A 25,212-nucleotide genomic window follows, 5' to 3' on the forward strand; every position below is an offset into this window, starting at 1 on the left:
GCGACGGGGAAGACGTAGGATCCGGGAATGCCTTCGATCACCCGACGACGCACCCCGGACCCGGGGCGACGTGCATCGGCCGAGGCGGACATCCTGGCCGCGACGCGACGTCTGCTGATCAACGGCGCGAACTACACCGAGCTCGGCGTACAGCAGATCTCCACCGAGGCCGGCGTCGCCCGCTCGACCTTCTACAGCCACTTCCGCGACAAGACCGACCTGCTCGTGCGCCTCGCCACCGCGATGCTGGCCACGTCCTTCGACATCGCCTCGACGTGGCAACCGTCGAGCGGCGTCAAGGGTCTGGCGGACGCCTTCCTCCGGGTGGTGGAGATCTACCGGGAACACGCCGCCGTACTGCGAGCCGTCGCCGAGGTCGCCAGCTACGACGCCACCGTGCGTGAGTTCTGGTACGAGGGGCTCACGCAGTTCCTCGACCGGACGACGGCGGTGCTCCGCGAGGAGCAGGAAGCGGGGCGCACCCCCGCCGACGTCGACCTCGTCAGCGCCAGCCGGGTGGTCGTCATGGGCGGGGAGCGCGCCATCTTCGACCACGTCACCGCGCGGGACTCCCGCGACGACGCGGCGTTCGCCCGCGAACTGGCCCTGATCTGGTGGCACGGCGTGTATCGCCGCCCAGCCGACTGAAGGCCACTCCGGGCGCTTCCTGTCGCACGCCGGCCGTCGTTTCTGTACAAGACGGCCGTGGTGGCCGTTTCCTAACATGGGCCCCGGCGTTCCGACGATGAGGAGAAAGCACATGCGTGAGCTGGTCTACACCGGGTTCATGTCGCTCGACGGCGTGGTGGATTCGCCCGGCGGCGGGCCGGGTGAGGGGCACCGCAGCGGCGGCTGGGTGTTCAAGGACGTCGAGGTCCTGCCCGAGGCCTTCGCCCTGAAGGGGGAGGAGCTCGCCGAGACCTCGGCACTGCTGTTCGGCCGCCGCAGCTACGAGGTGTTCGCGCCGGTGTGGCGCGAATCGGAGGACCACGCCGCCTACAAGGACCTGCCGAAGTACGTCGTGTCGAGCACGCTGCCCGAGGACGCGCTCGTCGAGGGCTGGGGGCCGACGACGATCCTGCGCTCCACCGACGATGTCGTCGACCTCAAGAAGAGCGAGGGCGGTGCGATCTTCATCCACGGCAGTGCCGAGCTGGCCCGGCGCCTGTCGAACGCACGCCTGATCGACCGCTACAACCTGCTCGTCTTCCCCGCGCTGCTCGGGGCCGGGAAGCGCCTGTTCAGCGCCGAGGACCAGGAGAAGCAGGTGCTGCGCCTGCGGGACTCCGCCGCCTACCCGAACGGCGTGCTGAAGCTGATCTACGAGGTCGCCGTCTGATCCAGCTCCAGCGAGATGGCGCCGCCAGTGCCCTCCCGCAGTTGGCGCGCCGTGCGTCCCACGTACCGTTGCAACGCTCGGGCCAGGTGCGGCTCGTCGAAGTACGCGAGCCGACCGACGACGTCGGCGCTCGCGAGGCCGCCGGCCAGCAGGGCCGCGGCCTCGCGGGCCCGTTCGATCTGTCGTACGGCGCCCTGGGTCAGCCCGGTCGCGGCGCGGAACCGGCGTTCGACGGTGCGTGTAGACACGTCCGTGCAGCCGCCGGAGCGGACGTCGCCGACCAACGGATCCCGGATCACGGCTCCGGAGCGGACGAGCCGGTCGACGAGGGCCTCGGCGTCGTCGGGGCCGGGCGTCTCCCAGCGTGCGCCGTCCAACCGGAAGGTCCGGGGCGTGGCGTCGGGCAGGACGACGCCCCTGTCGACCAGGGCCGGCGTGGGCGCGGCCCGCAGCGACGTGCCCAGCGCGAACTCGATGCCGACGAAGGTTGCGTCCGCCGGCACGGGCGCGACCCCGGCCCGGCTCTCCGGGCCGGAGACCGCCGCGTACGCCCCGCCCTCCTGCTTCCAGAACACCAGGCCCCAGTGCACGGTCGCGACGGAGGTCATCCGGGTCACCTGCTCGCTCGTGCAGGTCCAGACGGTGTCGATCCAGGGCGAGTCGGACGCGCGCGTCGTGAACCGCAGTCCCACGCGAGCAGCGTAACGGCCGCGGCGGGCAGCAATGTGCCCCTCACGGCGCGGGTGCTCGGGCGACGAGCTGCGCGACCGGCTCGACGCGGTGTCCACTCCGGAGAAGTGCTCGCCCTGCAGAATGGGCACAGCCACGATGCGAGGGGGTTCGATGAGCAGGGTGATCATGGGCTGTGCCGCCGTCTCGGTCGACGGCTTCATCGCCGACGACAGCGACGACATCGGCCCGCTGTTCGACTGGGCGACGAACGGCGACGTCGAGTGGACCTGGAGCGGCGACCCGGAGGAGCACCCGATGCGGAGCACACGTGCCTCCGTGGAGTTCGTCAGATCCGTCTATCCGCGCATCGGCTGCGTGGTCATGGGCCGCCGGACGTTCGACCTCACGGACGGATGGGACGGGGTGCCGGCCGCCGGTGAGCACGTCTTCGTCGTGACACACGAGCCGCCGACGGACTGGAAGCACGCGGGGAGCGCCCCGTTCACATTCGTCACCGAGGGGGTGGGGGCGGCCATCGAGCAGGCGCGGGCGTTCGCCGGTGACGACCGGGTCGTCGACCTCGCCGCGGGGCAGATCGGAGGGCAGGCGCTGCGCCTCGGCCTCGTCGACCAGGTCGTGATGAACGTCGTTCCCGTCGTGTTCGGCTCGGGTCGCCCGTTCTTCGGGGCGATGGGCGCGGGTGACGTCGTCTCCCTCGACGACCCCGCCCGCGTCGTCCAGGGCAACCGTGTGACGCACCTGCTCTACGAGGTGCCCCGCGCGTCGGCGTGATGACCTGACGCCGTACGCGCCGAAGCTCAGCCTGCCGGCCGTCAATGGTTGGCCGGCCCGACGGGATGTGTCGATTCATTCCTCCCGCTCATCAATAACCAGATACTCAAGATCAGCGACGACGAACTCGCCATACTCGAACCGCTCGCCGAGTCGCACGAGGCGCTCGTACTGACTGCGATCCAGCGGCCAGCTGCGCTCTCTCGCGATGCGTAGGGTCCAGCGGAGAGCAAGATCTGGGGAACAGGCCCGAACGCACCGCGAGAGAGCCGCAGTCACCGCACGACCTGGGTCCCGCCGCTCAGGCAGGGCCGCCGTCGTAGCCGCGATCTCTGCGGCCACCGTGTCTGCCGAATCCCCTCCTGGTTCGGGCTGCGGCTGCGGCGCACCGTGTACGCGAAGCCACCGCTCGCATGCGTCGACGATGAAGTCCAGCCACTCCGGTCCGGACGGCCAGGCGCCGTCCGGACCGAACCCGAAGGTGTCCCCGGTACCCGCGACCCAGAGCGTTTCGATTCCATCCGCGGTCAGCCCCGACCGCATGGACGCGGCGTCGCTGCGGAGCGCTTCGACCTCGCGCGGATCCGTTTGCGGGCCGAGCAGGTGAGCGAGCATTTCCGCGGCAGTTCCCTCATAACGCCAGTCTTGGTGAAAGCGGCCGGCGAAGCCGGTCAGGCCAAAATCGAAGCTGGAGTCGAGGCGCACCCTGTTCCTCTTCCGAGTCGCGGTTTGCTGGTGGCCTGCGGCTGTTCGACGTGCTGTCGCCGCAGGAGCCCTGATGCGCCGGGACATTTGTCACCGCGCACCGGGTACCGGCGATTCTGCCAACGCCGCCCGCGCGTTCGTAGCGTGACGGCATGGGTGACATCGCGGTACGTCTCACTGGCCTCACCCGGCGGTTCGGACCCGTCCGAGCCGTCGACGACCTCGACCTGACCATCTCGCGGGGCGCCGTGGTCGCCCTGCTCGGCCCCAACGGCGCGGGCAAGACGACGACGGTCTCCATGATGCTCGGTCTCACCCCGCCCGACGCGGGTGCCGTGTCCCTCTTCGGCCGGGCTCCCACCGAGGCGGTCCGGGCGGGCCTCGTCGGCGCGATGCTCCAGGACGCGGGCGTCGTGCCCGCCGCCACCGTCCGGGACGTGGTCGAGTTGGCCCGGGCGCTGTACCCGCGCCCGCTGGCCGCCGATCGGATCCTCGCGACGGCCGGGCTGGCCGACCGGGCCGGCCGGCGGCTGGACAGGCTGTCCGGCGGCGAGGCGCAACGCGCCCGGTTCGCGTTCGCGCTGGCCGGCGCTCCGGATCTGCTGGTCCTCGACGAGCCGACCGCCGCCTTGGACGTCGCCGCCCGGCAGGCGTTCTGGGCCGCCATCCAGGGGTACGCCGCGGAGGGCCGTACGGTCGTGTTCAGCACCCATCAGCTTCACGAGGCGGACGAGTACGCCGACCGGGTCGTGGTGCTCGCCGGGGGCCGGGTGGTGGCCGACGGGCCGCCCGCGCAGATCCGCGCGCTGGCCGGCGGCCGTACGGTCGCCTTCGATCTCGCCGGCGCGACGGTCGAGGGCCTGGACCTGTTGCCCGGTGTCCGCTCGGTGGAGGTCCGCGGCGACCGGGCGGTGCTCACCACCGACGACGCCGACGCCACCGTCACCGCGCTGGCCACCGGCCGCGGCTTCCGCAACCTCGAGGTGTCCGCCGCGCTGGAGACCGCCTTCCTCGCCCTCACCGGAACGGAGCACTGAGATGCGTGCCTACGTGCGATTCGAGCTGCGCCGGCTGGCCCGGGATCCCCGCCTCGCGCTGTTCACCGTCCTGGGCCCGGTGGTCACGTACCTCATCTTCTCGGGGTTGACCAGCGGCGGCGACCGGCTGGAGGGCCTGGACGCGGCGACCGCGCTCATGGTCGGCCTGGCCGGGTACGGCGCGGTGGCGGGCGTGCTCTCGGTGGGGTCGCTGGTGTCCCAGGAACGTGCCGTGGGCTGGCTGCACCAGCTCCGCGTCACCCCGCTGCCGCCCGGGCATGCGGTCGTCGCGAAGGCCCTGGTCAGCACCCTCAGCGGGGTGCCGTCGGTGGTGGCGGTGGGCATCGCCGGGCGGATCCAGCACGACGTCGAGCTGGGCGCCGGCCGGTGGATCGCGCTGCTGCTGATGTGGGTCGGTACGGTGCCGTTCGCGCTGCTCGGGCTCGCCATCGGGTACGGGCTGGCCCCGCAGCTCGCCCAGCCGGTCAACTTCCTGGCGTTCCTCGGCCTGTCGGTGCTCGGCGGGCTGCTGGTGCCGCTCACGTACTTCCCGACCGTGCTGCGGCAGCTGGCGCACGCGCTGCCCACGTACCGGTACGCCGAACTCGGCTGGCGGTCCGTCGCCGGGCGGGCGCCCACCGCGTCCGGGTTGGCGGTGCTCCTGGCGTGGACCGTGGTCTTCGCGGCCGTCGCGGCGTGGGCGTACCGGCGCTCGACCGCACGTCGTTGACCGGCGCTACGGTGTGCGTCATGGCCGGTGCCACCCATGCCACGCTGCCCGTCGACCCGAGCCGGCGGCGTCGCGGGCTGGTGCTCGTGGCCGCCCACACGCTGTGGCTGTGGCTGCTGCTTCCGCCGGCCACGGCCATCACCCGGGGACAGATCGACCACGCGCCCACGGCGGCGCTCGGGCTGGGCGTCTTCGCGTTGCTCTACCTCGCACTGGTGGCCGTGCCGGTGGCGGAGCTGCCCGTCCGGCCGGCTCTGCACCACGCCGGGCTGGTGCTGCTCGCGCTGCTGGGGGTCGGGCTCGCGACCGCCTACGCCGGGGCGCCGGAGGGCTGGCTGGTCCTGCTGGTGTACGTCTGCTCCGCAGGCGCCGTGGGGCTGCTGCGGGCGAGTCTGGGGTTCGGTTGGGTGGGCGGCAGCGTCGCCGCCGTGCTGCTCATCGGGGCGGTGCGCGGGGTGCCGGCGGACGACGTCGCCCAGATCGCGCTGATCACGGTGCTCGCCGGTGCCATGACGATGGCGTTCGCCCGGGTGGCCCGCCTCGTGGACGAGCTTCGACGTACGCAGCGGGAGCTGGCCCGGACCGTGGTGGAGCGGGAACGGCTCCGGTTCGCCAAGGACCTGCACGACCTGCTCGGCCACACGTTGTCGCTGGTGGTGGTGAAAGCGGAGGTGGTGCGCCGGCTCACGCCGACGGACCCCGGCCGGGCCGCGGCCGAGGCGGCCGACATCGAGCGGATCGGCCGCACCGCGCTCGCCGAGGTGCGGGAGGCGGTCACCGGCTACCGCGAGCACAGCTTTGCCCGGGAGTTGGACAACGCCCGGACGGCCCTGGCCGACGTGGGAATCGCGGTCACCGTACGCGAGAGCGGCCACCCGCTCGACGTCGAGGCCGACGACGCGTTCGGGTGGGTGCTCCGCGAGGGTGTGACCAACGTGCTGCGGCACAGCCGGGCCTCGCGGTGCGACATCGAGGTCAGCGCCGGCGCCGACGGGTCGGTGCTGACCGTTCGGGACGACGGGGTGGGCGGCCGGCCGGAACCGGGCAACGGCCTGCGTGGTCTCACCGAGCGGGTCGAGCAGGCCGGCGGGACGTTGCACGTGGGCCCGGCGCGCGGTGGCGGCCTGCTGCTCACGGCCCGGGTACCGGCGAGACCGGTCGAGCGGGTGGGCGGATGATCCGCCTGCTGCTCGCCGAGGACCAGGGCATGATGCGCGGCGCGCTGGCCCTGCTGTTGAACCTCGAAACCGACATCGAGGTGGTGGCCGAGGTCGGGACCGCCGCCGAGGCGGTGGAGGCCGCCCTTCGGCTCCGGCCGGACGTGGCGCTGCTCGACATCGAGATGCCGGACGGCAGCGGCCTGGACACCGCGGCGACGCTGCGGGACAGTGTGCCCCGGTGCCGCGTGCTGATCCTCACCACGTTCGGCCGGCCCGGCTACCTCCGGCGTGCGATGGAGGCCGGCGCGGCCGGGTTCCTCGTGAAGGACGGGCCGGTCGAGGACCTCGCGGTCTCCGTACGCCGAGTGCTCGCCGGCCACCGGGTGATCGACCCGGCGCTCGCAGCGGCGGCGCTGTCGGCCGGCCCGAACCCGCTCACCGACCGGGAGCGGCACGTGCTGGCCGCCGCCGTGGACGGTGCCACGGTCGCGGACATCGCCGCCCGCCTGCACCTGTCCGAGAGCACCGTCCGCAACTACCTGTCGGCCGCCATCGGCAAGACCGGCACCCGCAACCGGATCGAGGCGGCCCTCAGCGCCCGCGCCAACGGCTGGCTCTGAGTCGCGATCGGGGGCGAGGGTCAGGCCGGGCGGGCGTCCCGGATGCCGGCCAGCTCGGTCGGCGTCCGGAAGAGGTGCGGGCTTGATCGACTCCGCTTCGCCGATGTGGCGGTATCCCGACGTGCCGGACACCGCCACTTCACCGGAATGGTGTCGATCAAAGCGGCCGACGTGCGGGTACACCACGTGGCCCGGTTGCCCCGGCTGGGCGTTGGTCCGCGCGTAGAGCCGGTAGTTCGGGACGGCGGGTCAGTGAGCCCGAGCGGCGGGGCCGGCGCGGGAGCGCGCCGACCCCGTACGGTTGTCAGCTCAGCCAGAACGTCGACCGTGACCCGGACGGCCTGCCGACCGTGAGGCGGCCGTTGCCGTGCCGGACGTAGACGCCCGGGCGGTCGGCCAGCTCCAGCGAGATGCCGTTGCGGTGCGCGAGGCCCGGCAGCCGGCGGAAGCTGGCCTGCCCGGCGTACGGCCCGTCGGCCTCCACGGGGTCGATCCGCAGGCTCGTGCCGTCCACCCGCCAGTAGCGGTCCGGGAAGTTCACCGACTGGATCGACACGGTGCCCGCGCCGGCCAGCCCGGGCACGAACCGGAACTGCGAGTCGGCCAGTTCCCGCACTCCGCGGTCGACCCGCAGCAGGTACGCGTCGTGGCGCACGTACGTGGACGGGGCGTCCGCGGGCGACAGCCGGACGATGGGGCCGCCCTTCCCGACCGGCACGCCGAACAGGGGAGTGCCGTCCCGGTGCCAGTAGAGGCGCTGCGCACGGGCGTGGCGGTTCGGGTCGTAGAGCGGATCGCCCACGATGTCCCGGTAGTCGCGCGCATGGTAGACGAGCACATCGGTCTCGCCGTCCTCGGCCACCGTGAAGCTGTTGTGGCCGGGGCCGTACTGCCCCGTCTGCTCGTTGGTGGTGAACACCGGGTCGGGGTTCTTGCTCCAGGTGTCTGGGTCGAGCAGGTCGGCCCGCGCGTCGGCCGTCAGCAGCCCCATGCAGTAGCGGGCGTCGGTGGCGCTTGCCGAGAATGTCACGAAGATCCGGCCGTTGCGCGTGAGCACCGCCGGCCCCTCGTTGACGCGGAACCCCTGCACCTCCCAGGACTTCGTCGGTGTGGCGATCCGCGCGGGATTGCCGGTGATGGTGAACGGCGAGGTCATCCGGGCGATGTAGAGGTTGCTGTTGCTGCTGATCTCCGGCTCGCTCTGCGCCCAGACGAGGTAGCGCTGCCCGTCGTGCGCGAAGGTGGTGGCGTCCAGCGCGAAGCTGTCCCACGGTGTGACGATCTGGCGCGGCGACGACCAGCCGCTCGGGTCGCGGGGGTCGGCGGCGGCGGACTCCATGGCGTACATGCGGATCCGGAAGACGTTGTCGGAGTCACCGGCGGCGAAGTAGATGTACCAGCGGCCGTCGATCCGGTGCAGCTCCGGTGCCCAGATGTGACCGCCCATCTTCCCGCTGGCCGGGCGACGCCACACCACCGCTTCGGCGGCGTCGCCCAGCCCCTCGAGGGTCGGCGCGGCACGCACGATGAGCCGGTCGTACTCCGGCACGGACGCCGTGAAGTAGTAGAGGCCGTCGATGCGGTGCGTGACGAACGGGTCGGCCCGCTGCCACACGAGGGGATTGGCGGTCGGCGCGCCGTAGATCTCGGCGTCCGTGGGCGTCCGGGCCGGGGCCGCCCCGGCGTTCCGGGCCGCGGTGGGTAGGACCAGGCCGGTCGCGGCCACGCCGAGGCCGCCGCGCAGGAGGGTACGTCGACTGAGGTGGGTGCCCATCGCTGCTCCTATCGGGTCTGGACGCGGATGAAGGTCACCGAGTGCGGAGGGAAGGTCCGGGTGAAGGTGGGCGCCACACCCTTGATCGTGCTGGTCACCGGCTTGATCGGCTGCGCCGTGCGGGTGTTGAGCTGCTCCGGGTCACCGGTGATGACGGTCATCTGCGCCCGGTTGGCGACCCGGACGCCGGCGCCCAGGTCGATCCTGGTGCGGGCCGGGGCGTCCTGGGCGTTGACCACCTTGACGATGAGCTGCCGGGCGGCCACGTCGCGGGTGACGACCTGGGCGAAGGGCTCGGTGACGGCGTTGTCGTCGAAGCTGCCCCACACCTGCCCGTCGAGCAGCAGGGTGACCCTCGTGCCGCGGATCTGGACGGTGATGTCGTAGGTGCGGCCCGTCTCGATGGAGTTGGGCTTGGCGATCAGCGTGGTCTTGCCGCCGTCGACGGCCTTCTCCACCGCGCCCTGCGTGTTGTTCCAGCCGCCGAGGTTCCACCAGTAGTAGTTGCCGGTGTCCTTGACGCCGAAGCCGACGAGGAAACCCTCGGCGCCGGAGAGCTTCGTCGCCTTGACGTTCAGGTCGTAGTCGCGCCAGTTCTCGTCGCCGGCCTCGACCATCGTGTCCTCGGCCGTGGTGTCGGACTGGACGTAGGCGCCGTCCACCACCGACCACGACCCGCGGCCCGCGATGGGCGTCCACCGGTCGGCGCCGGCGGAGAAGTCGTCGCGGAACAGCTCGGCGCCGTCGGCGGACGTCACCGCCACGTCGTCGTACCGGGCGGCGGTCCGCCACGTGGACAGGCCGACCGCTCCGGTGACCGGCTGCGGGGTCCGTACGGCTCCGGTGGCGGTGCTCGGCACGACCCGGTCACCGACGTTGTTCATGAACAGCTTCTGCACCTCGTAGTTCGCCGAGCCCCACGACTGGTCGTTGTCGAACCAGATCAGGTCCGGCCGCCACTGGACGTAGTCGATGTTGGCGAGCAGGGGAGCGTAGGACGCCATCGTCACCACGTCGGCGTTGCGCTCCAGCCCGGTCATGTACGCGGCCTCGGCGAGCGCGTTGGACAGCTTGTTGTCCTGCGACGCGTACTCGCCCAGCCACACCTTCGGGCCGTTGCGGTCGTAGCTGTCGTAGCGCCTGTTGTTCTGGAGGAACCAGCTCGGGCTGTTGTAGTAGTGCTCGTCGACCATCTCCACGCCGTTGGCGCGGTTCAGCTCCCACGCCCGGTCGAAGGTGTTCCCGATGTCGTCCGGGCCGGAGTTGCTGATGACGGTGACGGCCGGGTACCTCGCCTTGATGGCGTCGCGGAACTGCACGAACCGCGTCATGAAGGCGTCCGGCAGGTTCTCCTCGTTGCCGACCTCGAGCCGGTCGAGGCCGAACGGCCTCGGGTGGCCCATGGCCGCGCGCTTGGCCCCCCAGGTCGAGGTCACCGGGCCGTTGGCGAACTCGATGAGGTCGAGGGTGTCCTGGATGTGCCGTCGCAGCAGGGCGTCGTCGTCGACGGCCCGGTTCTGGCCGCAGCCGGTGACGAGCGCCGGCACGACGGGCACCGGCTTGGCGCCGAGGTCCTCGGCGAACTGGAAGTACTCGTAGTAGCCGAGGCCGTAGGACTGGTTGTAGCCCCAGAAGTTCGCGTTGGTGGCCCGCTCCTCGACCGGCCCGATGGTGTCCTTCCACTGGTACGACCGGGCGCGCTGCCAGCCGTCCTCGGCCGTGTAGCCGTACATGCTGCCGGTGTTGACGAGGCAGCCGCCCGGGAAGCGGATGAAGCGGGGTTCGAGCGCGGCGATCTTCTCGGCGAGATCCCGGCGCAGGCCGTTGGGACGGCCCTTGAAGGTGTCCCGGGGGAAGAGGGAGACCATGTCGAGGCGCAGGGTGCCGGTGCCCCCGGCCTGCACGGCGAGGCGGGCGGCGTCCGTCGTGGCGGTGGCCACGAACGTGCCGCTGTACCGGCGCCAGGTGTCGCCCTGGACCGCGAGCCGGAGCGGCTCGGCGTAGGTCGTCGCGCCGGCCTGGTCGCGCAGGGTCACGGTGAGGGGCGTGCCGCCGGTCGCGTCGGTGCGGGCCCAGACCGAGAAGTCGTACGTCTTGCCGGCCTGGAGGGCGATGCCGGTGTTGTAGCCGGAGTTCAGCACGCCGTAGGTGCCGCCCTCGGCGTTGGTGAGCGTCACCGTGAGGTAGGTGCGGTTGCGCTCGTTGAGCCGGGCGTCGTCGTCGGCCGTGGCGATGCTGCCGCTCCCGCCGGGGGTGGCGACCGCGCTCCACGACGTGAGGCCCGTGTACGCACGGTTGTCGACCGGGAGGTACTCGAAGGAGCGGTTCTGGACCAGCTCGGCGTAGAGCCCGCCGTCGGCGGCCCGGTTGATGTCCTCGAAGAAGACCCCGTACATGTCCGGGTCGATGGCGGGGCCGCTGCGCTTCGGGTCGACGGTGATCGTGTAGTCGAGGGCTGCCGGCGTCCCGGCGGCGAGAGCGGGGACGCCGGGGGGCAGCGCCGTCCCGACGAGTCCGGTGACCAGGGCCGCTACGAGGCGGTGGGTGCGCATGGGGGATGAGCCTCCCTGTCGTGGGCGTGCGGCGGTGCGGGAGGGAGCGTCCGGAACGCCGAGTGAGCGTTAACATCTCGCGAACGAGCGCCAACATATGCACCACGTTCACTGATGTCAATATCTGGAGCTGCGACGATGGCGGCACCCGCACGGCGATGGGGGAGGACCGGCAAGCGTGGTTGTTAACGTTCAGGCGTGACGCGCCGCCGTCGCCGGGGACGGGAACGCCGGCACCGACGGCGCGTCGCGGATGCGAGGCCGGCCGTCGGTACCGGCGATCAGGGAAAACGGTCAGGCGCAGGTGATCACGGGTGTCGCCCAGTCGGCGTGGTCGTAGTTCTGCCCGTCGACCGGATCGGTCCGCAGCTCCACGACGTCCACCCCGCTCACCGCGACGTCGAGCGGCACACCGGCGCCCGACCCGGTGGCCTCGGCGGTCGCGAGGTTGACGCCGTCGCCCCACACCTCGAACCGGACCCGGCCCCGGTCGCCGACCTCGTCGTCGATCCCGACCGTCACCGTGAACCGGCTGCACCGTGAGTCGAGGAAGTACCCGATCCTGCTCGGGGCGTGGCTGCCGAGGCCCTTCGCGTGGACGGTGCCGGCGATCGTCAACGGCTCACCGTCCCCGGCGGCCGTCTCGCCGTTGCTGAGGTCCCTCTCGACCGGCCCCCAGCCGTTCTCCGCGTACAGCCAGGTGAGGTCCGACAGGTACGACGTACCGGCCGGGGCCGGCGGCGCCACCGTGAACTGTCCCGCCGCGCTGCCGCCGTACACCCGGTTGCGCCAGACCCAGCTGGCGCTCGCCGTCAGGTTCACGGGACCAAGGTCGGGCCGGTCCGCGCTCAGCCGCCAGGCCGCCGTGCCGGTCCGACCGGGAGCAATCGCGCCGAGCTGCGTCGGCCCGATGGCCGTCACGGTCCAGTCAACCGGAGCCGCGAGGGCCAACCGCGCCCTCGTCACGGCCGTCGTACCGTCGTTGTGGACCGTCACCGTGACCGTGTTCGCCTCGCTGCCCTCGACGTACGGCTGGGCCGGCGTCACGTCGACGGCGACCATCGGTGGCAGCCCGGCGGTGCGGCCGGCGCTGACGCGAACCATGACCGCGCCGTGGCCGGGGACCTGGGCGCGCACCCTGCCGCCCGAGGCCGACGTGGTGTCGGTCCAGAGGTCCCGCACCCGGTAGCCGGTGGCGGAGCGCGGCAGCCCGAGTTCGGTCGCCGTGGTGCCGATCATGGCCGGCGCGGAGGCCCGGTTGAGCAGGACGACGGCGGCCGAGCCGTCCGACATCCGCTTGGTCCAGACCTCGCTGTCGCCGTCGTCGCGCAGCTTCGCGCCCTGTCGCCCGCTCCAGTCCTGGTTGACCGCGAGCACGTCCGGGTCGGTGAGCTGGTTGCGCGCCCACGCCGGCATCGAGCGCACGTCGTTGCCCGCGATGAGCGGCGCGTTCAGCAGCGCCCACAGGCTCATGTGGGCGCGGCTCTCGCCCTGGGTCAGGCCGGGATTGCCGACCTCGAGCATGTCCGGGTCGTTCCAGGCGCTCGGCCCCGAGTACGCCTCCAGACCGACCTGCTGGTCGAGGATCGACATCACGCTCGACCAGGAGTCGGTGATGTCGCCGGTGGTGCGCCAGAGGTCGCCACCGACCGAGTCGCCCCACAGCCACGGGTCGTTCTCGCCCCACTCGCAGATGCTGTAGACGATCGGCCGGCCGGTCTTCCGCAGCGCGTCACCCATCGCCTGGTAGCGCTCCTGCGCGGGCACACCCTGGTTGTTGCAGTTGTCGTACTTGAGGTAGTCGACACCCCAGTCCGCGAACGTCTGCGCGTCGAGGTCCTCGTGACCGAGGCTGCCCGGCATGGTCCGCGCGCAGGTCTCGGTGCCGGCGCTGGTGTAGATGCCGAGCTTGAGGCCCTTGGCGTGCACGTAGTCCGCCAGCGCCTTGATGCCGCTCGGGAACCGTTCGTGGTGGGCGACGTACGTGCCCGTGACGGGGTCGCGCTCCTTCTCGGCCCAGCAGTCGTCGATGTTGACGTACTCGTAGCCGGCGGCCGCCATCCCCGAGGAGACGATCGCGTCCGCGGTGTCGCGGATCAACTTCTCGTTGATGTCGCAGCCGAACGTGTTCCAGCTGTTCCAGCCGAGAGGCGGTGTCCGCGCCAGCTCCGACGCGGCCGGCGCGGACGTCCTCTGCGAGGGCGGCGCCTCCGGCGGTGGAGGCGCTCCCTGCGACGGCGTCGCGGCGGCCGCCGGAACGGCGAGGGCGAGGGCGAGGGCGGTGATGACTGTTCGCATGGCGGCTCCAGAAGGGCGGCGGGTGCGAGTCAGATTCATCCGCGACCATAGATGCGCCTGAGCGATTGGGTCAAGAAGTGTGCGATCGTGTTGGATCTGCCGGCGCCGCCGTGCCGCCACCTGGCCGGGGCCGGAGAGCCGTCGTCACCTGAGGTCACCGCCGGATCGGCAGCACGATGGACGGCCATGACGCAGAGGCATGTTCATGCCTCTGCGTCATCAGCCTCGCCGGGGCGCGGCCCGCCGTCCTGTCGGCGCACCACCTCGGTGATCCAGACGGGCGCGAACGGCGACGTGCAGCCCGCGGGCGTCGGGTAGTCCTTGAGGACCTCCAGGCGCTCCCCGATGGCGATGGCACGGGCGCGGTGCTCGGCGTGCGCGATCCCGATCTGGGCCAGGCAGTGGTTCATGGCCCACTGGAGGCGGTCCGGGGCGTCCCTCAGCTCCGCCTCGATCACGTCGAGCAGGCTCGAAAGGTCGAGACCCGCGGGCTTCCTCGCCACGCGTTCGGTCGTCAACGCCCAACCGGCGCTCGCGACCACCGGATCCGGGTCGGCCGACCAGGCCACGCGCAGCTCCTCGGCGTCCTCGGCCATCACCTCGGCCACCGTCGTGCCGCTCAGCGTCGTCCCGGCCACCTCAGCCTCCCACCCCTCACCTGCGATGCAGCGTACGACGGAAGCCGGCCCCCTCAGCGAAGGAACGTGACCTCGGGAAAGCGCCGGCTCGGGCCGTCGAGCAGGTGCCCCCGCCGCCGCAGGTGCAGGTCGAAGAACGCGAGGGGGTACGCCTGCTGGATCCGTACCGCCCGGGCGGGATCGAGGGTGCCGATCATGCCCTCGAGTTCCTCGTCGCTCAGCCCGACGGCTTCCGCGAGTTGGGGGATCAGCCACTGCTGGTCGCAGTACGACGAGTGCACCGCGCCGTCGGCCTGGACGTTGAGCCGCCATCCGCGCAGGTGCGACCAGAACTCGGCGACACTCGGCTCCGCGGCCCGCGTGAACGACGCGGTCATCAGCATGAACGGCCGGTCCAGGTCGGCGGTGATCGGCGGCTGGCACTGCATCGGGCCGTCGAAGCTGAGCCCGGCGCGGACCCGCCGGTCCTCGCTCATGACGAGGGCCGTCGCCGTCGCGCCCTTCGACCAACCGAACATGCCGATGCGACGCAGGTCGAGCGCCGCGCCGAGGCCGGCGGGCAGCGGCCGGTGGTCCGCGTCGGGATTGCACCCGGCGGCGAGGTCGGCGACGCGGTCGAGCACGAACCGGATGTCGCGGGCGAAGTCCCAGGGTGTCAGCGCCGGGTCCTCCACGGGGACGATGAGCCGCCCGTCGGGGAACTCGCCGAACGCGTCGTGCGTGTGGTCCACGGTGACCACTGCGTACCCGTGGCTGGCGAGCTCCTGGACCACGATCGTCGTGTCGGAACGGTGATCGTGCGCGCCGTGCGAGAACACGACCACAGGCAACCGTTCGCCGGTGTGCCGCACCGGCGCGCCCTCGTGCCCGGCCGTGAGCGGCGCGACTGCGGCGTCGGCATCGAACCCGGCGGACGCGAGGAGCGCGCGCAGCGGAGCGGCCGGCATCCACCGCGCCAGCGGATACCGCCACACGTTCCGGGCCGGGTACCAGACGTCGGCCATCAGCTCGCGGTGACGCCCCGGGCCGGCTATGGGATCCGGCCGTGACCTGTCGACGAGATGCAGCGATACCTTGCCGACCGGGAACGGCCCGGTGGGCGGGGGCAGGGTGGGCCGCACCGGGGCCGACGTCGCCACGGCGGCCCGTGCCTGGCTTCCGACGCCGATGGGCACGGCGACCCCGGCTGCCAGCGCGGCCCCGAGGACGCGACGACGCGTCATTCGTCCTCGACCGATGAATGCTTCAGTGGTCATGGGCCCTCCCTGGGTCTGTCCGGCAGTGACTCGCAGTCCGTCTCATCCGGTGTGGACGTTGACTATACGTCGAGAGTATACGTCGAAAGTATATTCTCGGGTAGTAACATGTTGTGCGACGTGGACGCTGCGTTCGGCGACAACTGCGGCCGCGAGGACCGATGAGTTTCCGCCCCGAGGGGAGTCGACACCGTCATGACGCACACCCACACGCTGGAGACCGCCGAGGCCGAAATCGTCTACGACGTGCACGACCCGCTGACCACCGCCGACGGACGTCGACCACTGTTCCTGATCGGCCAACCGATGGACGCCGGTGGTTTCGCGGCGTTGGTCCCGCACTTCACCGACCGCACGGTGATCACCTACGACCCACGCGGCCTGGGCCGCAGCCGTCGGAACGACGGCCGAGTCGACCACACGCCCACCGTCCAGGCCGCCGACGTCCACGCCGTCATCGAGGCGCTGGGCCTCGGGCCGGTCGACATGTTCGCCAGCAGTGGCGGGGCGGTGACCGCGCTGGCGCTGGTGGCGGCGTACCCGAACGACGTGACCACGCTGGTGGCCCACGAGCCACCACTCATCTCCGTGCTCCCCGACGCCGAAGCCGCCGAGCGCGCACGGGCCGGCTTCCGCGAGGTCTACGAGGCGAAGGGTTTCCATGCCGGCATGGCGGCCTTCATCGCCATGACGTCGTGGCGGGGTGAGTTCACCGACGACTACTTCGCCCGGCCGGCGCCGGATCCGGGTCAGTTCGGGATGCCCGGCGACGACGACGGCTCTCGTGACGACCCGCTGCTGTCGGACCGGTCGTGGGCGGTCAGCAGCTACCGACCCGACCTGGACGCGCTGGCCGCGGCGCCCACCCGCATCGTGATCGCCGTAGGGGAGGAGTCCGCGGACATCTTCACCGGACGCACCGCCGTGGCCACCGCCGAAGCGCTCGGCCAGAAGGCCACCGTCTTCCCCAGCCACCACGGCGGCTTCCTCGGCGCCGAGTCCGGATACCCCGGCCAGCCGGAAGCGTTCGCGCGGAAGCTGCGCGAGGTCCTCGACGGCGGCAACTGACACCCGACGAGCGACTCGCCGCGCAAGGGTGGGCACCGGCCTCCGGTGCCCACCCTTCGCCGTGTGGTCGGCCGGTTCGGGCCCGGTTCCGGCGCGGCGAGGGGCCGTCTTTCGCTTGAATATTCAAAGGTTCCGCTATATCGATCTGAAGTGATAGTGTCACCGATCAATCTTTCGCGACGTGAGACCGTACTACCGGCCCGGGGAGAGAAAGTGGCACGGCTCCTTCCTGGCCGGAATCGCACCCACCCGGGAGGACGAATGCCCGCACCGAACCGGCGGCGCCGGCGAGCCGTGCTGACGGCCGCAGGTGCCGCCCTGGCGACCCTGCTCGCCGCCGCCCCTGCCACCGCGGCCCCGGCCGCCGACGTCCCGCCACAGGAACCGGGCGTGACCCTTCGCTCGTACGACATGGGCGTCCCGCTGTCGGCGCTGTGCACCCTCAAGCCGGCGCAGACGCCGAACGTCGACAAGCTCATGCCTCAGATCAACTGGACCGCAACCGACGAGTTCGGCCTGTCCGACCGGTTCATCAGCCATGCCATCGCCAACCTCACGGTCCCGGCCGACGGTGACTACACGTTCCGGCTCACGAGCGACGACGGTTCGCGACTGACGATCGACGACCGGCTCGTCGTCGACCACGACGGCCTGCACGGCGAGACCTCGAAGGACGGGACGGTCACGCTGACCGCCGGTCTGCATCCGCTGCTCGTCGAGTTCTTCGACAACGGCGGTGGCCAGGTGCTGCGGCTCGAATGGCGCGTCTCCGGCGCCGACGACTTCGCACTCGTGCCGGCCTCCGCGCTGAGCACCGACGCCGGCGTCGTGCGGGTCACCGCACCCGGTTGGAAGTACTGCGAAGGCGCCACCGACTCGGCCGGCGACGGTCTGCCGCTCGACCGGGTGCACCCGGGCTACACGCTCACCGACCTGCGTCCCGACGGCTTCGAGCCCCAGGTCACCGGCATGGGCTTCATGCCCGACGGCGATTTGGCGATCTCGACGTGGGGCGGCACGGACAACGCCACCGGCGAGGTCTACCTGGTCGAGGGCGTCACCGGGACGACCGGCCCCCAGCAGGTGACCTACCGCCGGTTCGCGCAGGGACTGCGCGAGCCCCAGGGCCTCGCCGTCGTCGACGGCACCGTCTACGTCAGCCAGAAACACGAGCTGACGGCCCTGCGCGACACCGACGGCGACGGCACCGCCGACGACTACGACACGATCGCGACGTGGCCGTGGGGCCAGAACTTCCACGAGTTCGCGTTCGGCCTGCTCTACCGCGACGGGTACTTCCACCTCAACCTCTCGGTGGCCATCAACCTGGGCGGCGCCACCACCGTGCCCCAGCCGGCGCCGAACCGGGGCACCTCGATCAAGGTGAACGCGCGGACCGGCGAGATCACCTACGTGGCCGGCGGTCTGCGTACGCCGAACGGGATCGGGTGGGGGCCGCAAGGCGAGGTCCTCGTCACCGACAACCAGGGCGGATGGCTTCCCGCGTCCAAGCTCGTGGCGATCTCCGAGGGCGCGTTCTACAACCACTACACGACGCCCGCGGGCCCCTTCGACGACAACCCGGTGACCCGGCCGATCGTCTGGCTCCCGCAGAACGAGATCGGCAACTCGCCGTCCACGCCGGTGCTGCTCAAGAAGGGGCCGTACGCCGGGCAGCTGGTCGTCGGCGACGTCACGTACGGCGGCCTGCAGCGCGTCTTCCTCGAGAAGATCGAGGGGCAGTACCAGGGCGCGGTGTTCCGGCACACGCAGGGCCTGGAGTCCGGCATCAACGAGGTGGCCCTCGGCCCGGACGGCGCGATCTACGTGGGAGGCCTGGGCGCGGGCGGCAACTGGGGCCAGGAGGGCAAGCTCACGTACGGCCTGCAGAAGCTCACCCCCAACGGGACGTCGGTGTTCGAGGTCAAGAGGATGCGCGCGTCGCACGTCGGGTTCGAGCTGGAGTACACCGAGCCGCTGTCGGCCGAGACCGCTCAGGACCTCGCCGACGCGTACCAGGTGACGCAGTGGCGGTACGGCGCGACGAGCCAGTACGGCGGCCCCAAGCTCGACCTGGAGACCCTCCCGGTCGCCAAGGCGGAGCTGTCGGCCGACCGCCGCACCGTCAAGCTCAAGATCCCGGGGTTGAAGGAGAACCGCGTGGTGCACGTACGCTCCCCGCGCCCGTTCACTTCGGCCGACGGCGAGGAGCTGTGGAACACTGAGGCCTGGTACACGCTCAACGAGATCCCGGGGCGCGTGGTGCAGCCGCAGACCTTCTTCGAGGCCGAGGAGGGCCGGACCGTCGGCGTCGGCATGGCCACCGACCACGCCGCCTACTCCGGTGCCGGCTTCGCCGCCGGGTTCGCCGACGACGGCTCGTCGACCAGGATCTCCGTCGACGTCCGCGAGAGCGGGTCGTACGACCTGGCGATGCGCTACAGCAACGGGCCGAACCCCTACTCAGGTGAGAAGCAACTGAGCCTGTACGTCAACGGTCGACGGGTGGAGCAGACGGTCTTCCCCTCGACGGTGACCTGGGAGGAGTGGGGCACCGTCACCACCACGGTGTCCTTGAACAAGGGTCGCAACATCGTCGAGTACCGCAAGGAGGCCGCCGACTCGGGGCACGTGAACCTGGACGTGCTCGCCGTCCGGCCGCACGGCGCGCGCATCACCCTGTTTGACGGCGGCGAGCTCACCGAGTGGCAGCACACCGACGGGCGCGAGCCCGAGTGGGCCGTCGCCGACGGTGCCATGACCGTACGCAACGGAGACCTGCGCACGGTTCAGGCGTTCGGCGACTTCCGCCTGCACGTGGAGTTCAACCTCCCCCTGTACCCGCCCGACGTGACGGGTCAGGCCCGCGCCAACAGCGGCGTGTACCTCCAGGACCGCTACGAGATCCAGGTGCTCGACTCGTTCGGGATCGACCCACCGCAGGCCAATGACGCCGCAGCCATCTACAACCAGAAGGCCCCCGACGTGAACGCGGCGCGGCCGCCGCAGACGTGGCAGACGTACGACATCGTCTACCGGCAGGCCCGCTACGACGCGGCCGGCAACAAGGTCGAGAACCCGCGCGTGACGGTGGTGTGGAACGGCGTCACCGTGCAGGACGACGTCGAGATCCTCGGCCCGACCGGCGGCAGCCGGCCCGAGGGCCCCGCGACGGGCGCGATCCGGTTGCAGGACCACGGCAACCCGGTCCAGTACCGCAACATCTGGGTCGAGCCGCTCGACCTGTAGCGCCCCACGGCGACGAGAACGCGGGCGGCCGGCACCGGTTGGTGTCCGGCCGCCCGCATCGGGCCGAGGTGGCGCGGGTCAGGCGATCAGGGTGCCCTGACGGCAGCCCGAGCCGCGCCGGTCAGAAGTCGTCGTCGAAGCTCACCGAGCCCGTCACGCCGACCTGGTAGGCCGACACCCGCCGCTCGAAGAAGTTCGACAGTTCCTGGACGTCCTGGAGCTCCATGAACGCGAACGGGTTGCGGCTGCCGTACATCGGCTCGATGCCGAGCATGGCCAGGCGCCGGTCGGCGACGTGCTGGAGATACTCGCGCATGTCCGCCAGTGACATACCGGAGACGCCCTGCTCCAGCAGGTCGGCGGCGAACTGGACCTCGCACTCCACGGCCTCGGCCAGCATGTCCCTGACCTGCGCCGCCATGTCGGCGTCGAACAGGTCCGGCTCCTCGGCACGCACCGTGTCGACCACGTCGAAGGCGAAGGCCATGTGCATGGACTCGTCGCGGAACACCCAGTTGGTGCCGGAGGCGAGGCCGTGCAGCACGCCCCGGGAGCGCAGGAAGTACACGTACGCGAAGGCGCCGTAGAAGAACAGCCCCTCGATGCAGGCAGCGAAGCAGATGAGGTTGAGCAGGAACGCCCGCCGGTCCTCGCGGGTCCGGAGTTCCCGCAGCGCGAAGACGGAGTCGATCCACTTGAAGCAGAACTCGGCCTTGCGGGCGATCGACGGGATGTTCTCCACCGCCGCGAACGCCTCGAACCGCTCCTTCTCGTTCGGGACGTACGTGTCGAGCAGGTTCAGGTAGAACTGGACGTGCACGGCCTCCTCGAAGAGCTGCCGGGACAGGTAGAGCCGGCCCTCCGGGGAGTTGACGTGCTGGTAGAGGTTGAGCACGAGGTTGTTCGCGACGATGGTGTCGCCGGTGGCGAAGAACGCCACGAGGCGGGACACGAGGTGCTGCTCCGCCGGCGACAGCCGGGCCAGGTCGGCGAGGTCGGAGTGCAGGTCGACCTCCTCGACGGTCCAGGTGTTCTTGATGGCGTCCTTGAACCGGTCGAAGAACTGCGGGTAGCGCATCGGCCGCAGCGTCAGGTCCATTCCGGGGTCGAGCAGCATGTGCCGCTCACCGGTGCTGGTGCGGGTGTCGGGAGTGGCGGTCACTGGCAGGCCTCGCAGCTCTCGGGGTTCTCCAGGGAGCAGGCCAGCGCCTCGTCGTCGCTCACCGCGACGAGCGGCTTGACCGCCGGGGTGACGGCGACGGTGGCCTGCTGGATGCGGGTCGCGGGACGCGACCGCAGATAGTAGGTGGTCTTGAGCCCGGACTTCCAGGCGTAGAGGTACATCGAGGAGAGCTTGCCGATGGTCGGCGCACTCAGGAAAAGGTTCAGCGACTGCGACTGGTCGACGAACGGGGCACGGGCGGCAGCGAGGTCGATCAGCGCCCGCTGCGGCAGCTCCCACGCGGTGCGGAACAGCTCCCGTACGTCGGCGGGCAGGTCGGTGATGCCCTGCACCGAGCCCTCGGCGCGCTTGATCTGCTCCCGCACCGCCGGCGTCCACAGCCTGCGCGCCTTCAGCTCCCGCACCAGGTACGTGTTGACCTGGAGGAACTCGCCGGACATGGTCTCGCGCTTGAACAGGTTGGACACCTGCGGCTCGATGCACTCGTAGCAACCGGCGATCGAGGCGATCGTGGCGGTCGGGGCGATGGCGACGAGCAGGGAGTTCCGCAGGCCGTGGGCGGCGATCGCCGACCGCAGCGCGGCCCACCGCTCGACCTGGGTGGTGTCGGCGCCCCACAGGTCCGGGTGCAGGTCGCCCCTCGCGGCGCGGGTCTCGGCGTACGCGGGGTGCGGGCCGAACCGCTCGGCCAGCCCGACCGACGTCTCCAGGGCGGTCAGGAAGATCTCCTCCTGCACACGCGTCGACAGCTCCCGGGCCTGGGCGGAGTCGAACGGCAGCCGCAGGGTGAAGAAGGCGTCCTGGAGGCCCATCAACCCGAGCCCGACGGGCCGCCAGCGCGGGTTCGACGCCGCCGCCTGCGCCGACGGGTAGTAGTTGATGTCGATGACCCGGTCGAGGAACACCACCGCCGTGCGTACCGTCGCCCGCAGCTTCTCCCAGTCCACACCGTCGGCCGTGACGTGGGCGCCGAGGTTGACGGAACCGAGGTTGCAGACCGCGGTCTCGGTGTCGTCGTTCACCTCGAGGATCTCGGTGCACAGGTTCGACAGGTGGATGGTGTTGCCCGGCGCGCCGGTCTGGTTGGACAGCCGGTTCGAGGCGTCCTTGAACGTCATCCACCCGTTGCCGGTCTGCGCGAGCGTACGCATCATGCGCCCGTACAGGTCCCGCGCCTTGACGGTGCGGACGGCCTTCTTCTCGGCCGCCCGGTACGCCTCGTCGAACGCCTCGCCGAACAGGTCGGGCAACTCCGGCGCGTCGGACGGGTCGATGAGCGACCAGTCGCCGTCCGCCTCGACCCGCCGCATGAACTCGTCGGGGATCCAGTTCGCCAGGTTGAGGTTGTGCGTACGCCGGGACTCCTCACCGGTGTTGTCCCGCAGTTCGAGGAACTCCTCGATGTCCGGGTGCCAGGGCTCCAGGTAGACGCAGGCCGCGCCCTTGCGCCGGCCACCCTGGTTCACCGCCGCCACGCCGGCGTCGAGGGTCTTGAGGAACGGCACGATGCCGTTCGACCTGCCGTTCGTGCCGCGGATCAGCGCGCCCCGACCGCGCACCCGGGACCAGGAGATGCCGATGCCGCCGGAGAACTTCGACAGCTTCGCGACCTGGTGGTAACGCTCGTAGATCGAGTCCAGCTCGTCCCGCGGCGAGTCGACCAGGAAGCACGACGACATCTGGGTGTGCCGGGTCCCGGAGTTGAACAGGGTCGGGGAACTCGGCAGGTAGGCCAGGCTGGACATCAGCCGGTAGAAGCCGATCGCCTCGCCCGGCGTCTGCGACAGCCCGCAGGCGACCCGCAGCAACCAGTACTGCGGCGTCTCCACCACGAGGCGGGACTCCGGATGCCGCAGCAGGTAACGGTCGGCCACCGTCCGCAGGCCGAAATACTCGAACCGCAGATCGCCGTCCGGGTCGACGGCGTCGTCGAGCTTGCGGGCGTTGCGGGCCACGAACGCGGCGGTCGCGTCCCCGATCAGTCCGAGCCCGTGGGCGTACGCGATCGACTGGCTGAAGCTCGCCACGCCCTGCCCACGGACCTCCTTGTCCACGTACGCGGCCAGCAGCCGCGCCGCAAGCCTCGAGTACTGCGGCTCCTCGCCGATCAGCTCCGCCGCCGTCTGAATCGACAGCTTGTCCAACTCGGCGGTGGTCGCCCCGTCGTACAGGCCGCTGATCGTCTTCGTGGCGACCCGCAGCGGGTCGACCTCGTCCAGGTCGGCGACCCACCGCTCGACCGCTCTGACGATCTTGTTGACGTCCACCGGCTCGGTGTCGCCGTTGCGCTTGCGGACCTGCATCACATGCCGACGCTGCTCCGGCACCGCCTCATCGGCCACCGCCTGTTCCTGCGTCGCCGTCATGTCCCCTCCTCACGCCTGTCCCCGAGGTCGATGAACGCGCAGGAGGACGCCATTGGCCGTACGCGGCCGGCCCGCCGTGACCGGCCGGCTCCTGGCGTCGGCCGTCCCGCGCGGCCTCCGACCGCCGCACGCGACGCGTGCGGCGCGCTGGCAGGTCTTCGGACTCGTGGGCCTGACGAACGTCGCCTACTGGCCGTCGCTTCCCAGACCTCGCGGCCCAGTGCTGTCGTGACGGCGGTCGTTCCCACTCACCGCTGCGGGGCAGTCCCGGATTCCCACCGGGTTCCCTGTTGCCTCGACTCCCGATGGACCGGTCGCCGAACCAGCTGCACGGACACCATATATGGGTGTGCCGGAGGAGTAGCAACACCATATGGTGTGCCGTCGTGTCGGCAGCATCACTCACGTCGTCGCGCGCGTCGGGTTGCTGGCGCCGTCCTGACGGACGCTGGCGCAGACGAAACGGGCACGGGCCTGGGCCCGCGTGGAACGCGAGACCGGCCCGTGCCCGCTGGACCGCTAGCCGATGGGCGTGGTCGTGGTCGTGTCCACCGAGGACGTCACGCCGCCGGGGTGAACACCGAACGGACGCGGAGCTGTCGCTCGGTCAACGCGCCGAAGAGCAGCCCGAGGGTGGCCCACGTGACGAGCTGGGTGCCGAGTGACGCGAGCCGGAAGTTCCAGAGCACGAGGGCGGGGAACCCGTCGGGCACCTCGCTGACCGTCGGCAGGGCGAGCTGGACCACGGCGATCACGACGGTGAACGCGACGGCGGCGAGGATGGTGGCGTTCCAGCCACCCCACCGCGGGTACAGCCAGCGTCCGAACGAGATGGCCAGCAACCCCACGGCGACCGCGATGACGATCATGAGGAAGAACAGGCCGGTGCGTTGGCCGAGCGTGTCCGGGTTGCCGGTGGCCGGGGGATTGGCGGGGTACTTGAGCGAGGGCACGAACGCGACGGTCACGAAACCGCCGAGGCCCACGAGCGCGGCCGTGGCGCGGGCGCCGAAGCGACCGATTCTGCCGTACGCCACGGCGAAGGCGAGCGCGAACAGGCCGCCGAGCGCCACCCCGTAGACGACGGTGGCGGTGGCCAGACCGATCGTGCTCTGCACGGTGCGACTGACCAGCTCGTGCTCGCCGCCTCCAGCGTGCGTGTGCGTGTGCGCGGCGGCGTGGGCGGCTTCGACGTCGATGGCCTGCCCGACCGGGCCCTCACCGAAGACGGAGGCGAAGAGGAAGGCGACGACGCCGGCGGCCAGCCCGACGAGCATGCCCCGGACGAGGAGCGAGCGTGCGGACAGCATGGGGTGCCCCGCCGCTCAGTGGCAGGGGAAACCGAGCAGGTGACGTCCATCGTGGACGAACTCGTGCACCGTCTCGCCGGCGAAGACCGAGAGGACGCCCTGCTCGACGCCGACGAAGTAGAGCAACACGGCCGCGAGCAGCGCACCGAACAGCGCCCAGGGCAGGATCTGGCGGAGCGGAACGGCGGCCGGCGCCGGAACGGCAACGGGAGTGGGCAGTGAGACGTCTGCCATGACAGACCTCCTCGGGATCACGCGTCCCATCGTGGGGTGCCGTGACGGGGAGGGTCTGACTTCCGGCCTCGGATTCCATTGCCGAGGCCCGGTTACAGTGGCGCGACCGTGCCGGGATTCCACCGGCTTCCTCCACCGTCACGCTGGTGTCCCGCACGCTACGGGGTGCCGACGAACGGTGTCAACGCGAGAGCCTGTGATGGTCGCGGCCTTGCGGCACGACGCCGAC

At 71.1% G+C, this 25,212-nt stretch carries 20 protein-coding genes and 2 riboswitches; of the genes, 9 read left to right on the forward strand and 11 right to left on the reverse strand.

Annotated features, from left to right (window positions below; all coding sequences use genetic code 11):
* Nucleotides 1-27 precede the first annotated feature (27 nt).
* Nucleotides 28-648: a TetR/AcrR family transcriptional regulator gene (locus tag ACSNOA_RS10775; protein ID WP_436657810.1), complete on the forward strand. Its 621-nt coding sequence runs from the start codon at nucleotides 28-30 to the stop codon at nucleotides 646-648.
* A gap of 112 nt (nucleotides 649-760) precedes the next feature.
* Nucleotides 761-1,339, forward strand: coding sequence for a dihydrofolate reductase family protein (locus ACSNOA_RS10780; protein ID WP_436657811.1), 579 nt, complete (start codon nucleotides 761-763; stop codon nucleotides 1,337-1,339).
* On the opposite strand, the gene ACSNOA_RS10785 is transcribed toward ACSNOA_RS10780, so the two are convergent.
* A complete protein-coding gene (locus tag ACSNOA_RS10785) occupies nucleotides 1,321-2,031 on the reverse strand; it encodes a helix-turn-helix domain-containing protein (protein WP_436657812.1) in 711 nt (236 codons plus the stop codon). The two genes, ACSNOA_RS10780 and ACSNOA_RS10785, sit on opposite strands and share 19 nt — an antisense overlap.
* 151 nt (nucleotides 2,032-2,182) lie before the next feature.
* On the opposite strand from ACSNOA_RS10785, the gene ACSNOA_RS10790 reads away from it, so the two are divergent.
* Entirely contained in the window at nucleotides 2,183-2,803 is a 621-nt protein-coding gene (locus ACSNOA_RS10790; protein ID WP_436657813.1) for a dihydrofolate reductase family protein, read from the forward strand.
* A gap of 75 nt (nucleotides 2,804-2,878) precedes the next feature.
* On the opposite strand, the gene ACSNOA_RS10795 is transcribed toward ACSNOA_RS10790, so the two are convergent.
* On the reverse strand, nucleotides 2,879-3,508 hold the full coding sequence (locus tag ACSNOA_RS10795; RefSeq protein ID WP_436657814.1) for a hypothetical protein: 630 nt from the start codon (nucleotides 3,506-3,508) through the stop codon (nucleotides 2,879-2,881).
* Nucleotides 3,509-3,660: 152 nt separating this feature from the next.
* Here ACSNOA_RS10795 and ACSNOA_RS10800 point away from each other — a divergent pair, with 152 nt between their 5' ends.
* Genes ACSNOA_RS10800 through ACSNOA_RS10815 form a run of 4 tightly spaced genes read left to right on the forward strand, consistent with a single transcriptional unit; the run spans nucleotide 3,661 to nucleotide 7,055 of the window.
* The gene (locus ACSNOA_RS10800; RefSeq protein WP_436657815.1) at nucleotides 3,661-4,545 is read left to right on the forward strand and encodes an ABC transporter ATP-binding protein; all 885 of its coding nucleotides are present in this window, start codon (nucleotides 3,661-3,663) and stop codon (nucleotides 4,543-4,545) included.
* Nucleotide 4,546: 1 nt separating this feature from the next.
* Nucleotides 4,547-5,275, forward strand: coding sequence for an ABC transporter permease (locus ACSNOA_RS10805; RefSeq protein WP_436657816.1), 729 nt, complete (start codon nucleotides 4,547-4,549; stop codon nucleotides 5,273-5,275).
* Nucleotides 5,276-5,295: 20 nt separating this feature from the next.
* On the forward strand, nucleotides 5,296-6,453 hold the full coding sequence (locus ACSNOA_RS10810; protein WP_436657817.1) for a sensor histidine kinase: 1,158 nt from the start codon (nucleotides 5,296-5,298) through the stop codon (nucleotides 6,451-6,453).
* Nucleotides 6,450-7,055 carry a response regulator transcription factor gene (locus ACSNOA_RS10815; RefSeq protein ID WP_436657818.1) on the forward strand — a complete coding sequence of 202 codons (606 nt, stop codon included), beginning with the start codon at nucleotides 6,450-6,452 and terminating at the stop codon, nucleotides 7,053-7,055. The genes ACSNOA_RS10810 and ACSNOA_RS10815 overlap by 4 nt, the downstream gene beginning before the upstream one ends.
* A 304-nt stretch (nucleotides 7,056-7,359) precedes the next feature.
* Here the strand turns inward: ACSNOA_RS10815 and ACSNOA_RS10820 are convergent, their stop codons facing one another.
* The 5 genes from ACSNOA_RS10820 to ACSNOA_RS10840 all read right to left on the reverse strand — a co-directional run bounded on the left by ACSNOA_RS10820 (nucleotide 7,360) and on the right by ACSNOA_RS10840 (nucleotide 15,573).
* Complete coding sequence (locus ACSNOA_RS10820) at nucleotides 7,360-8,829, reverse strand: family 43 glycosylhydrolase (protein WP_436657819.1); 1,470 nt, start codon at nucleotides 8,827-8,829, stop codon at nucleotides 7,360-7,362.
* Between the two features lie 8 nt (nucleotides 8,830-8,837).
* A complete protein-coding gene (locus tag ACSNOA_RS10825; RefSeq protein WP_436657820.1) occupies nucleotides 8,838-11,381 on the reverse strand; it encodes an alpha-L-arabinofuranosidase C-terminal domain-containing protein in 2,544 nt (847 codons plus the stop codon).
* A 294-nt stretch (nucleotides 11,382-11,675) separates the two neighbouring features.
* Complete coding sequence (locus ACSNOA_RS10830; RefSeq protein WP_436657821.1) at nucleotides 11,676-13,679, reverse strand: NPCBM/NEW2 domain-containing protein; 2,004 nt, start codon at nucleotides 13,677-13,679, stop codon at nucleotides 11,676-11,678.
* A 203-nt stretch (nucleotides 13,680-13,882) separates the two neighbouring features.
* Nucleotides 13,883-14,317, reverse strand: a complete 435-nt coding sequence (locus ACSNOA_RS10835; protein ID WP_436657822.1) for a DNA alkylation repair protein — start codon at nucleotides 14,315-14,317, stop codon at nucleotides 13,883-13,885.
* Nucleotides 14,318-14,370: 53 nt separating this feature from the next.
* The gene (locus tag ACSNOA_RS10840; protein ID WP_436657823.1) at nucleotides 14,371-15,573 is read right to left on the reverse strand and encodes an alpha/beta hydrolase family protein; all 1,203 of its coding nucleotides are present in this window, start codon (nucleotides 15,571-15,573) and stop codon (nucleotides 14,371-14,373) included.
* 195 nt (nucleotides 15,574-15,768) lie between these two features.
* Here ACSNOA_RS10840 and ACSNOA_RS10845 point away from each other — a divergent pair, with 195 nt between their 5' ends.
* Both ACSNOA_RS10845 and ACSNOA_RS10850 read left to right on the forward strand, forming a co-directional pair.
* On the forward strand, nucleotides 15,769-16,641 hold the full coding sequence (locus tag ACSNOA_RS10845) for an alpha/beta fold hydrolase (protein WP_436657824.1): 873 nt from the start codon (nucleotides 15,769-15,771) through the stop codon (nucleotides 16,639-16,641).
* Nucleotides 16,642-16,902: 261 nt separating this feature from the next.
* The gene (locus ACSNOA_RS10850) at nucleotides 16,903-19,890 is read left to right on the forward strand and encodes a family 16 glycoside hydrolase (RefSeq protein ID WP_436657825.1); all 2,988 of its coding nucleotides are present in this window, start codon (nucleotides 16,903-16,905) and stop codon (nucleotides 19,888-19,890) included.
* Between the two features lie 121 nt (nucleotides 19,891-20,011).
* Here ACSNOA_RS10850 and ACSNOA_RS10855 read toward each other — a convergent pair whose 3' ends face one another.
* From ACSNOA_RS10855 to ACSNOA_RS10870, 4 genes are all read right to left on the reverse strand, one after another.
* Complete coding sequence (locus ACSNOA_RS10855) at nucleotides 20,012-21,007, reverse strand: ribonucleotide-diphosphate reductase subunit beta (RefSeq protein WP_436658377.1); 996 nt, start codon at nucleotides 21,005-21,007, stop codon at nucleotides 20,012-20,014.
* A 41-nt stretch (nucleotides 21,008-21,048) separates the two neighbouring features.
* Nucleotides 21,049-23,439, reverse strand: coding sequence for a ribonucleoside-diphosphate reductase subunit alpha (locus ACSNOA_RS10860; RefSeq protein WP_436657826.1), 2,391 nt, complete (start codon nucleotides 23,437-23,439; stop codon nucleotides 21,049-21,051).
* Between the two features lie 132 nt (nucleotides 23,440-23,571).
* Nucleotides 23,572-23,781: riboswitch (cobalamin riboswitch) on the reverse strand.
* A 218-nt stretch (nucleotides 23,782-23,999) separates the two neighbouring features.
* On the reverse strand, nucleotides 24,000-24,749 hold the full coding sequence (locus ACSNOA_RS10865; protein WP_436657827.1) for a CbtA family protein: 750 nt from the start codon (nucleotides 24,747-24,749) through the stop codon (nucleotides 24,000-24,002).
* 15 nt (nucleotides 24,750-24,764) lie between these two features.
* Nucleotides 24,765-24,983, reverse strand: a complete 219-nt coding sequence (locus ACSNOA_RS10870; RefSeq protein WP_436657828.1) for a CbtB domain-containing protein — start codon at nucleotides 24,981-24,983, stop codon at nucleotides 24,765-24,767.
* A 28-nt stretch (nucleotides 24,984-25,011) separates the two neighbouring features.
* Nucleotides 25,012-25,154: riboswitch (cobalamin riboswitch) on the reverse strand.
* Nucleotides 25,155-25,212: the final 58 nt, after the last annotated feature.

Origin of the sequence: Micromonospora sp. URMC 103 (assembly GCF_051386435.1) — a bacterium.
Taxonomy (GTDB): Bacteria; Actinomycetota; Actinomycetes; order Mycobacteriales; family Micromonosporaceae; genus Micromonospora.